At 70.8% G+C, this 6,187-nt stretch carries 6 protein-coding genes; 1 reads left to right on the top strand and 5 read right to left on the bottom strand.

The annotated features are described in order from the left end of the window. Positions 1 to 82: 82 nt before the first annotated feature. The 5 genes from ACCP09_RS24365 to ACCP09_RS24345 form a co-directional block, all read right to left on the bottom strand. The gene (locus ACCP09_RS24365; RefSeq protein ID WP_027933544.1) at positions 83 to 580 is read right to left on the bottom strand and encodes a hypothetical protein; all 498 of its coding nucleotides are present in this window, start codon (positions 578 to 580) and stop codon (positions 83 to 85) included. A gap of 179 nt (positions 581 to 759) precedes the next feature. Continuing rightward, complete coding sequence (locus tag ACCP09_RS24360; RefSeq protein WP_378333616.1) at positions 760 to 2,202, bottom strand: catalase; 1,443 nt, start codon at positions 2,200 to 2,202, stop codon at positions 760 to 762. Continuing rightward, a complete protein-coding gene (locus tag ACCP09_RS24355) occupies positions 2,199 to 2,648 on the bottom strand; it encodes a Fur family transcriptional regulator (RefSeq protein WP_433750496.1) in 450 nt (149 codons plus the stop codon). Before ACCP09_RS24355 ends, ACCP09_RS24360 begins: the two co-directional genes overlap by 4 nt. A gap of 113 nt (positions 2,649 to 2,761) precedes the next feature. Beyond that, entirely contained in the window at positions 2,762 to 3,361 is a 600-nt protein-coding gene (locus ACCP09_RS24350; RefSeq protein ID WP_433750493.1) for a TetR family transcriptional regulator, read from the bottom strand. Beyond that, positions 3,342 to 4,853, bottom strand: coding sequence for a DHA2 family efflux MFS transporter permease subunit (locus ACCP09_RS24345; RefSeq protein ID WP_433750490.1), 1,512 nt, complete (start codon positions 4,851 to 4,853; stop codon positions 3,342 to 3,344). Before ACCP09_RS24345 ends, ACCP09_RS24350 begins: the two co-directional genes overlap by 20 nt. A gap of 103 nt (positions 4,854 to 4,956) precedes the next feature. Between ACCP09_RS24345 and ACCP09_RS24340 the strand changes: the two genes are divergently transcribed. After that, positions 4,957 to 6,144: an MFS transporter gene (locus ACCP09_RS24340; RefSeq protein WP_433750487.1), complete on the top strand. Its 1,188-nt coding sequence runs from the start codon at positions 4,957 to 4,959 to the stop codon at positions 6,142 to 6,144. Positions 6,145 to 6,187 lie beyond the last annotated feature (43 nt).

The following is a 6,187-nucleotide window of genomic DNA, read 5'->3' as shown; positions in this document are numbered from 1 at the left end:
ACGGGATGACCACCCAGCTTCCTGTGTTTTGGTCCTGCCAAAGAAAAAGCCGGGCTCCGTGAGCGGAGCCCGGCTTTTCTTCTTACGTGGCCGGTACGGTGAGCGCCGGCGGCGGGGCGCCCGTCAGCGCGTTCAGCAGTTCCGTGAGCTTCTGGATCAGCGTCTTCAGCAGGTCCGCCACGATGTCCAGGGGCGGCGGCGGGTTCTGCAGCGGCGAGGCCGACGGCGTCTGCTTGACGGTGTTCGCCTGGGACGGGTCCGCGATGATCCGGCTGGCCGTCTCGGCGTCGTTCTTCGCGGACGCTGCCGTGTCCCTCGTGTCCGACTGGACGGTGTACTTCTCACCCGCGGCGAGGTCGCCGAGCAGCGGGCTCATCTGGCCGAGCGCCCGTTGCGTGCCGGGGACGTCGGCCGAGTAAGCCGAGTCGACCAGCTGGGTGCGCAGCTGCAGCAGCTGCTCACCGGCGGCCTGGGTGCTGGACGTGCCCTTCCCGTCAGCCGCGGCGACAGCGGCTCCGGTCAGCGCCAGAACGCTGCCGGCCACCACCGCGGCGACGACCCGGGCGAACTTCCCTCTCATTCCCTACCTCCTGGTGTGGGTGACCTGACCCGGGCGTGAAGTACCAACCTCGTCGCCGGTGAATCGCCGCGCCACCCGATCCGGGAGTGTTCACCACCCTTCTGTGTGGGTGACCCCGATACGAAGGCCGCCCGGTGAGCCACAAAGGACTCACCGGGCCGCTGCTCCGTGGTGGGAGACTACTTGCCGAACGCTTCGGCGACCTTGTCGCCGAGGGTCTTGTCGACGTTGCGCCAGTACTCGAACACGCGCTCGAGCACCGGCTCGGACACGCCCTTCTTGGCGTGGCCGATGATGTTGCTCGCGAGGCGCTCGCGCTGCGCGTCGTCCATCACCTTGCGCACCAGGGTGCCCGCCTGGCCGAAGTCGTCGTCCTCGGCGTGCAGGCGATAGGCGGAGCGGATGACCTCGTCGACCACCCCGTAGGACGACACCGTCTCGCCGGCGTAGGCCGCGTCGGCGTGCGGGCCGCCGAACGAGTTCGGCGCGTACACCGGGTCGCCCGGGTTCTGGTAGCGCATCGCGCCGTCCCGGGAGTAGCTGTTCACCGGCGACTTCGGCGCGTTCACCGGCAGCTGCGCGAAGTTCGCGCCGATCCGGTAGCGGTGCGCGTCCGGGTAGGCGAACAGGCGGCCCTGCAGCATCTTGTCCGGCGACGGCCCGATACCCGGCACCATGTTGGCCGGCGAGAACGCGGCCTGCTCGATCTCCGCGAAGTAGTTCGACGGGTTGCGGTCGAGCACGTAGCGGCCGACCTTGATCAGCGGGTAGTCGCCGTGCGGCCACACCTTTGTCAGGTCGAACGGGTTGAAGCGGTAGTCCGCCGCTTCCTCGTACGGCATGACCTGGACGTAGAGGGTCCAGCTCGGGTGGTCGCCCCGCTCGATCGCGGTCCACAGGTCGCGGATGTAGTAGTCGGCGTCCTCACCCGCGATGCGGTCCGCGTCCGCCTGCGTCAGGTAGCCGATGCCCTGGTCGGTCTTGAAGTGGTACTTCACCCAGAACTTCTCGCCGCCCGCGTTCTCCCACAGGTAGGTGTGCGAGCCGAACCCGTCCATCTCGCGCCAGTTCGAGGGGATGCCGCGGTCACCCATCAGCCAGGTGACCTGGTGGGCCGACTCCGGGCGCAGGGTCCAGAAGTCCCACTGGATGTTGTGGTCGCGCAGGTGGTTGTCGGCGCGGCGCTTCTGCGAGTGGATGAAGTCGGGGAACTTGATCGGGTCCCGGATGAAGAACACCGGCGTGTTGTTGCCGACGATGTCGTAGTTGCCCTGCGTGGTGTAGAGCTTCACGGCGAACCCACGCGGGTCGCGCCAGGTGTCGGGCGAGCCGTTCTCACCGGCCACCGACGAGAAGCGGATGAGGCTCTCGGTGCGGGTGCCCGGCTGGAAGACGGCGGCCTTGGTGAACTGGCTGACGTCCTCGGTGACCTCGAGGAAACCGAACGCACCGCCGCCCTTCGCGTGCACCACACGCTCCGGGACGCGCTCGCGGTTGAAGTGCGCGTTCTTCTCGATGAGGTAGTGGTCCTGCAGCAGGATCGGGCCGTTGGCGCCCAGAGTCAGCGAATCGTTGTCGCTGGCCACCGGGATGCCCACGTTGTTGGTGGTCGGCTTGGTCACGCCGAGCCCTCCTTCTCGTGGTGGGTGGTGGAACAGGCGGGGCACAGGCCCCAGAAGACGACCTCCGCCTCCTCGACGACGAACCCGGCGGTGTTCGAGGGTTCGAGGCAGGGCGCCGCGCCGTGGACGCAGTCGACGTCCTCGGCCCGGCCGCAGCCGCGGCAGACGAGGTGGTGGTGTTTGTCCCCGGTACGCGTCTCGAACCGGGCCGGGTGCCCGGCCGGCTCGACGCGCCGCACCAGGTCCGCGTTCGCGCAGGCGCCCAGGACGTCGTAGACCGTCTGGGTGGACACCGATCCGAGCACGTTCCGCACGCCGGCCGCGACCTGGTCGGCGGTCGAGTGGGGGTGCCCGGCGAGCCACTCGAGGACGGCGACCCGCGGAGCGGTGATCCGCAGGCCGACGGCCTTGAGCTGGTCCCGCACGGGGCTGGTCTGGTGGGGCATCGACAACCACCATGCCGCCTAATCTGGAACGAGTCAAGATAAAAACTGGAACGAGTCCAGAAAACTGCCCGAGTGGGTGAGGCGAGCCGACAGCCCACCCGCGCGCGAGGCACCTACAGCGGCAGCCCGTCCTCCAGCAGCGTGACCGCCTTGTCGATCACGTCCACCAGGTTCTCCGGGGCCTCGGCCGCACTGAAGTACGCCGCGAAGACCACGCCGATCACCGCTCCGGACCAGACCCGCACAGTGAAGTCGCCGGGGTCCCGGCCTGCTCGTTCGGCCGCGGCCTCGGCCAGCATGCCGAGCCCCGCGGCGATGTGTTCGATCATCCGGTTGCGCAGTTCGGGCACGCTGAACACCAGCCGCTGCCGGGCACGCTCCAGTTCGGACTCCTCGGCGTCCAGCCGCGCGAACACCTGGGCGCACGCGGCCCGCACCGCCTGGAGCGGGGTCAGCTCGGCGGGCTGCTCCACGAACGCCTTCATCAGCACCGGATCGAGGCGGTCGTAGAGGACCGTGTCCTCCTTGGTCGGGAAGTAGCGGAAGAAGGTGCTCTGCGAAACCTCGGCCGCCGCGGCGATCTGCTCGATCGTCGTCTCCGCGTAGCCCTGCGCGGCGAACAACCGCAGCGCGTGGCCCTGGATCGCGGCCCGCGTCCGCGCCTTCTTCCGCTCCCGCAACCCGAGCGGCTGCTCACCCCGCGACGAACTCATGCCCCGATTCTGCCCCCGCCACGTCCTGCGCCTGGCGCGGCAGGAACAGCGCGGCGAGCACGGCGCCCACCAGCGCGAACCCGGCGCACACCCACAGCGTCGCCGACATGCCCGCGACGAAGGACTCGCGCACCGACCCGAGCAGCGCGGGCACCCGCGCGGCGACCTGCACACCGGCCGCGGCGCTGTCCCGGACCGCTTCGGCCACGTCGTCCGGCAAGCCGGCGATGTCGACCCCACCCCGGTACCCCGCGTTCAGCACCGTGCCGAGGATCGCGACGCCCAACGTGCCACCGACCTGCCGCATCGCCTGCAGCACGCCACCGCCGACGCCGCTGCGGCCCGGGCTCAGCGCCCCCATCGCGATGTCCATCGACGGCGGCAACGCGAAGCCCAGCCCGAGGCCGACCAGTGACACCCACACCGCCGCGTAGCCGTACCCGTCGCCTGTCCCGGTGGCGGTCCCGGCCACCAGCCCGCCGGTCATCAGCACAAACCCCGTGCTCACCAGCACCCGCGCGCCCAGCCGCGGACGCAACCACTCCGCGACCCGCACCCCGACGAGCAGACCGCCGACCACCGGCAACAGCCGCAACCCGGTGCCGAGCGCGTCCGTGGCGTACACCGCCTGGAAGTATTGCGGCAACAGGAACAACGCGCCCATCATCGCGAAGGACGCCAGCGTCGCGAGCACGGCGCCCCAGCGGAACCCGGGCGAGGCGAACAACCCGAGGTCCAGCAACGGCTGGGCGGCCCGGGCCTGGTGGACGACGAACCCGGCCAGCAACGCGAGCCCGCCGAGCACCGGCCCGAGCACGGCGGCCGACCCCCAGCCGCGGTCACCCGCCTCGACCAGTCCGTAGGTCAGCGCGACGAGGCTCGCGCTGGACAGGACGACACCAGGGAGGTCGACCCGCCTGCCGCGGTCGCCGGGCAGATCCGGCACCAGCCAGGCCAGCAGGACCAGGCCGACGAGCACCGCGGGCACGTTGAGCAGGAACACCGAGCCCCACCAGAAGTTGTCCAGCAGCCACCCGCCGACCACCGGCCCGAGCGGGATGCCGACCGCCATCGCCGCGGCCCACACGGCGATGGCCCGCGCGCGGTCGGCGCCCGGGAACAGCGCGTTCAGCACCGACATCGACAGCGGCACCAGTGCCGCCGCGCCCAGGCCGAGGAACGCCCGCGCCGCGATCAGCATCCCGGCCGAACCGGCGTAGGCACAGGCCACCGAAGCCAGGCCGAAGACCGCGAGACCACCGAGCAGGAACCGCTTCGTGCCGAACTTGTCGCCGAGCAGGCCGGCCGGGAGCAGCCCCGCGGCAAGCACCAGGGTGTACGCGTTCGAGAACCACTGCAGCTCGCTCGTGGACGCGTCCAGGTCGACGGCCAGCGTCGGCAAGGCCACCGACAGGACTGTCACATCGAGTCCGAACGCCAGCAACGCCACGGCCAGCGCGCCCAGCGCCCACCACCGCTTCGACCCGTCCATCCCGCCTCCAAACTGAGAGTCACTACTTTTTGATAGTAACTGTCAGTTTTCCGCAGCGGCAAGCGGTGCAAAAGGAGTTGCACGGCCGTGCCAGAGTGGGAGCATGTCCCTCCAGCCGTATCGCCAGGTACTCGCCCTGCCCGGGGTCCGCACGGCGATGCTGCTGTTCTTCTTCACCCGCCTGCCGATGACCGCCACCGGGATCACGCTGACCCTGCACGTCGTCAGCGACCTCGGCCGCGGGTACGGCGAGGCGGGTCTCGTCGGGACAGCGACGATGCTGGGCAGCGCACTCGGCGCGCCGGTCGTCGGCCGGATGATCGACCGCTACGGGCTGCGCGCGGTCACCTCGGTGTGCGGTCTCACCTCCGCGGCGTTCTGGCTGGCCACCCCGCACCTGCCGTACGCGGCGCTGCTCGTGACCGCGCTGCCGGCGGGCGCGCTCGTGCTGCCTGCCAGCTCGATCGCCCGCCAGGTGCTGACCGCGCTGGTGCCGCCCGAGTCGCGGCGCTCGGCGTACTCACTCGACTCGATCCTGCTGGAGACGAGCTTCATGGTCGGCCCGAGCGCGGGCATCGCCCTGTCGACGCAGCTGTCCTCGACCGTCGCGCTGAGCGGGATCGGCGTCTGCTTCGCGCTCGGCACGCTCGCGCTGTGCTGGTTCAACCCGCCGATCCGGCACGAGGCCGAGGCGGTCACCGCCGAGCGGCCGCCGATGCGGGAGTGGCTCACCCCGCGGCTGGTCGGCGCCCTGCTGGTCGCATCGGGGGCGCTGTTCTGCCTGATGGGCACGGAACTGGCGACACTAGCCGCGCTGCGCGCCACCGGCGAGGTGGGCTGGACCGGCGTGGTGATCGCCGTGATGTGCGTCGCCTCGGCAATCGGCGGGATCGTGCACGGCGCGGTGCGGAAGTCGCTCTCGCAGGCGCGGCTGATGGTGCTGCTGACCGTGCTCGTGATCCCGGTCGGGCTGGCCACCGGACTGCCCTGGTGGCTGCTCGCGCTGGCCCTGGTGCCGACGAACCTGGCCTGCGCGCCGACGCTCGCGTCGACCGCCGAAGAGGTCACCGGCCTCGCGCCCCCGCGGGTGCGCGGCGAAGCGATGGGGCTGCTCGACGCCGCCACCCGCCTCGGCATGGCCGCGGGCAGCCCGGTGGTGGGGTTCGTGATCGACCACAGCGGCCCCGGCTGGGGCTTCGCGGCGGCGGGCCTGTTCGGGCTCGGCTTCGCCGCGGTCGCGTTCGGCCTGCGCCGCCGTTCGGCCCGGGTGCCGGCTGTGGCTCCGCTGTGAATGACCGGTTTGACCTATAAGTGCGGAACGCGGGTGGCGTGAT

The sequence above is a fragment of the Amycolatopsis sp. 3B14 genome (genome assembly GCF_050958625.1).
In the GTDB taxonomy this organism is placed as follows: domain Bacteria; phylum Actinomycetota; class Actinomycetes; order Mycobacteriales; family Pseudonocardiaceae; genus Amycolatopsis_E; species Amycolatopsis_E thermoflava.
This window is presented reverse-complemented; position numbering and strand designations above follow the sequence as displayed.